Raw genomic sequence first — 3819 nt, forward strand, 5'->3', positions numbered from 1 at the left:
GCCGCACGTGCATGAAGGCTTCGGGCTGGGCGCGATCGAATCCGGCGTAGAGCGCTTTCGCTATCGTGGCGCCGAGCATCTGGCGCCGCCCGATTCGCTGGTGCTGATGAATCCGGATGAATTGCACACCGGCTGCGCCGAGACCGACGGCGGTTGGCGCTATCGCATGGTCTACATCGAGCAAGCCGTGGTGGCCGAAGTGATGGGTGAATCCGGCTGGTGGTTCGGCGATGCGGTGCATGCCGATGCGGCGCGCGCGCGATCCATCACCGTGCTGCTCGACGCACTCTGGCAGGCGCGCGAGCCGCTCGCTTTCGACAGCCTGCTGTTTCGACTTTTAGATGAGTTCCGCCGCCATGCACGCGTACCGCATGCAGCGCATGCCGAACCGCCGTCGCGCTTTGCACCAGTGATCGAATACCTGCGCACACATCTGGCCAGGCGCGTCACGCTGGACGAACTCGCTGCCGTCGCAGGCTTAAGCCCCTTCCATTTTCTGCGCCAGTTCCAGGCACGCCATCACGCGACGCCGCAGCAGATGCTGATGGCTTTGCGATTGTCCGCGGCCAAGCGCCTGCTGGCCACCGGGGAAGCGCCGGCCCAAGTTGCCGCGGTGACCGGGTTGACCGACCAGGCCCATCTCACGCGCGCCTTCGCGCGCCGCTACGGCACCACGCCGGCACGCTACCAGCGCGCCTTGCAGCGATAGCAATCTCGTACAAGACGGCGATTGGCGTAGCGCCGATACTGCACGCCATGTGGATAGGAACACTTTACGCACTCATCGCCGGCTTGATGTGGGGGCTGGTTTTCGTCGGCCCGCTGCTGCTGCCCGAATACCCGGCTGCGCTGCAATCGGTGGGCCGCTATCTTGCTTTCGGCCTGATTGCGCTGCCGCTGGCGTGGCTGGATCGCGCCGCGTTGCGCCAGCTCAGCCGCGCCGACTGGGTGGAAGCCTTGAAGCTCGCCACGGTGGGTAACCTGGTTTATTACGTATGCCTGGCTGCGGCGATCCAGCGCGCAGGCGCCCCACTGCCCACCATGATCATCGGCACGCTGCCGGTGGTGATCGCAATCGCCGCCAATCGGCGCAATGCGCACCGGGATGGCCGTTTGCCATGGGCGCGCCTGGCGCCGTCCTTGCTGTTGATTGCCGTGGGCGTCGGCTTGGTGAACCAGGCGGAGTTGTCGGCGCTGCGCATCCAGCACCATGCCGAATTAGTGCGTTATGCCACTGGCGCGCTGCTCGCCCTCATTTCCGTGGCGTGCTGGACGTGGTATCCGCTGCGCAACGCCGACTGGCTGCGTCATCATCCCGGCCGCAACCCGCGCACCTGGGCCACTGCGCAAGGCGTTGCCACCTTGCCATTGGCGCTCACCGGCTACGCGCTGCTGTGGCTCAGCATGCATGCCGGCGGCAGCGGGTTTTCCATGCCGTTCGGCCCGCGCCCCGCCGCTTTCATCGCGCTGATGGCGGCCATCGGCCTGTTCGCTTCGTGGCTGGGTACCACCTGCTGGAACGAAGCCAGCCAGCGATTGCCCACTGCGATCGCCGGACAGCTGATCGTGTTCGAAACCCTGGCGGCGTTGAGCTACGCCTTTGCCTTGCGGGGGAAACTGCCGGGTGCACAGTCCATGCTCGGCATCGTGCTGCTGGTGGCGGGCGTGGTGTGGGCGGCAAGGGTGAAGCCGGTACCGGTGGAGTACGGGGAGGCAGAGCGTTTGTGAGCCTCGCGCAGGCCTCGATATCTGCCATCAACAAAAAAGCCCGGCATGAGCGCCGGGCTTTTTTCATCCATTCGTCGCTATTGGCAATTCAAGCCGATTGATCCACCGCGTCCGGTTTGCGCCACGGCGAGCGCGCCGCATCCCACGCCTTCAGGCCGCGCAAGGCCAGCCCCGCAACTGCCGGCAACAGGCGCGGCTGCATCAAATCCGGATCGAACACGCTCATGCGGCGTGCATTCTCGCGATAGCAGTCTTCGACAAAGCTCTTGAACGAAAAACCTTCCAGGAACAGGTTGGTCTGTGTCACGGCGAAATCCTTGCCGTCGTTCGCATCCTGGCCGCGCTTGACCATGCCCATCAGCCGATTGCCGGCGCGGCCGTAGAAGCGCAGGGATTTCATGGTGCGCCGTACCGGCCCCAGGCCACGTTGCTTTTCGCGCCAGGCCATGTAGTTGATGAAGAACACGATGTGCCGGGTTTCCTCGAACATCAGCATGTCGAAGATATCGAACAGGCTATCGGGCAAAAACTCCGACTGCCGCGCTGTCTTGAACGCGCCGAAACCCAGGAACGAATCCAGGCATTCGCCGAAACCGAAATCGATGAACGCGGTTTCCAGATCATTCGGCAATGTTTCCAGTGGTTGCGCCGTCGCTTCGATGTCATAGCGCTCGATCATCACGCGGATCAGATCCGCATGCCGGCGCTCCTCGAAACCCTGCAGGGCGATGGCTTCGCGCACCGCCGGATCGGTGACCTGTGGCGTAAACGCATCGACGATGGCGCCGGCGCGGCGCTCCGTGTGATAGACCTCCTGCCAGAAAGGCACGCCGCGCAGGCGTTGCAGGTCGGCATCGCTCAGCGTTGGCCATGGCAAGGTTTCAGGATCGTAATCCTGGTATGTGTCCATGAATTGCTTGCAGAAAAGCGCCTTGTGCGCTTCCGAACCGGCTTTGATCTTCGTGGTCATGGGCAAAATGTCGGAGTCGAGGGAGGAAGTGAGCCAATTGTCCCAAATAGGGGCAAGGACGATGCATGCAAGGGGGTGACAGTATGGGCCGGCACAAGACATATCGCATGTTTGCTGTCGTGGACGTTTCAATGTGGATTCAAGTGAGCTCAGCCACACCCAAAGTCACTCCATGCCATCCAGTGAGGTGTGCCAGCGTTCGCGCCTTCATCTCGCGAGCCCATCAACACTTGCACGAGCAGCGACTCCACATTCCGTGCTGAATCGCTGCCGAAATGCGCGGGATATTGCAACTGGAATGCACATCATGGGGGCAGACGTAGATCAGCAAGCCCAAGAGCATCGCGGATGACGGGCGGCTGACCCGTGTCTCAGGTACTAGAAGCCCTGCACCCACAACGAAAAAGACCACTCCTCGCGAGATGCCCTAAGTCGTTGAATTAATGTCGCATCGGGCATGCTGCACGACCCACGCCACGCGACGCATCCCATAACAAACGCATGTATCCCGTCAAGCCGGCTCTCGACCGCTGCTCTTGCAGAGCAACCACGTCCGCACCCAGATCCTTGACGAGCTCTCCCGCCGGCGTTCAAGTGGCATTCGAGCGGCTGTAGTAGATGATCAGTTTGCGGCCCATGGTCGGCCTGCCTTGCCGTTGATCGTGCAACGCATGGTCGCGCGCCGTATACACGGCTTGATCGCCATCAGGTCCAATGAATGCTCGAAAAAGTTGGGGTCGTGTCCTTCGCGCGCCTCATAAGAGAGCGCTTTCAGTGATATGGATCAATACGCGGAAAACGACTCTTTCTACATTGAAGCGACGGTTTTGTCTCTTTCGTTGAGGAGGACTGTCCCATGCGTTCCTATCAACGTGTTGCTTATGTGGGCCTGGGCGTGCTGACCATCGCACTGGGTGGATGCCAGGGTTACGTCAAGAAGGCCGATTTCGATGCATCCATCGCCGAGCTGCGTTCCAATCAGCAGAAACAGCAACAGGAAATCGATAGCCTGACGCAGCAGATGCAGCAGCGCTTCGCCCAGTACGATGCAAGGATTGCGCAAATGAGCGGGCGCATCAGGGTGGAGACGGCGTCGCACTTCGCCTTTGACAAAGCCGATC

At 61.6% G+C, this 3819-nt stretch carries 3 protein-coding genes and 1 pseudogene; 3 read left to right on the forward strand and 1 reads right to left on the reverse strand.

All coding sequences use genetic code 11. The annotated features are described in order from the left end of the window. Positions 1-709, forward strand: a 709-nt coding sequence (locus tag VMA74_RS18075; protein WP_325369499.1) for an AraC family transcriptional regulator, incomplete at its 5' end; no start/stop codon positions are given. A gap of 47 nt (positions 710-756) precedes the next feature. Continuing rightward, positions 757-1728 (forward strand): DMT family transporter, encoded by a 972-nt coding sequence (locus VMA74_RS18080; protein WP_325369501.1) that lies wholly within the window; start codon positions 757-759, stop codon positions 1726-1728. Positions 1729-1816: 88 nt separating this feature from the next. On the opposite strand, the gene VMA74_RS18085 is transcribed toward VMA74_RS18080, so the two are convergent. Further along, on the reverse strand, positions 1817-2698 hold the full coding sequence (locus tag VMA74_RS18085) for a ferritin-like domain-containing protein (RefSeq protein WP_325369503.1): 882 nt from the start codon (positions 2696-2698) through the stop codon (positions 1817-1819). An 856-nt stretch (positions 2699-3554) separates the two neighbouring features. Here VMA74_RS18085 and VMA74_RS18090 point away from each other — a divergent pair. Continuing rightward, a pseudogene (locus VMA74_RS18090) lies at positions 3555-3819 on the forward strand (OmpA family protein); the annotation flags it as partial.

The sequence above is a fragment of the Dyella sp. genome (assembly GCF_035508675.1).
GTDB lineage: Bacteria > Pseudomonadota > Gammaproteobacteria > Xanthomonadales > Rhodanobacteraceae > Dyella_B.